Below are 332 nucleotides of genomic sequence, written 5' to 3'. Positions count from 1 at the left end.
AATAGTTCTACATCTCAACCGAAGAAAGCGACTGACACAACTGCGCCAACAGCGCCTGTGGTTACTAGCGATTTAACTGGTAAAGCGACAACTATTGATCCTGTTGAAGTTACTACAGATCCGAATACTCGTATTGAGTTATTAGATAAAGATAATCATGTAATTGGAACAGGTACGACAGATAATACAGGTCATGTCACGATTACACCGACGAAACCTATTCCTGAAGGTAATGTTACTGCGAAAGCTTACGACAATGCAGAACATCCGAATAGTTCTACGTCTCAACCGAAAAAAGCGACTGACACAACTCCGCCAACGGCGCCTGTGGT

General features: G+C 43.1%; 1 protein-coding gene. It reads left to right on the top strand.

The window, feature by feature from the left end; genetic code table 11:
• A partial coding sequence (locus KA858_RS12590; protein ID WP_481906479.1) for a hypothetical protein occupies window positions 1-332 on the top strand: 332 nt, incomplete at both ends.

It is taken from the genome of Staphylococcus sp. GDX8P80P (genome assembly GCF_017893095.1).
Taxonomy (GTDB): Bacteria; Bacillota; Bacilli; order Staphylococcales; family Staphylococcaceae; genus Staphylococcus; species Staphylococcus borealis.
This window is presented reverse-complemented; position numbering and strand designations above follow the sequence as displayed.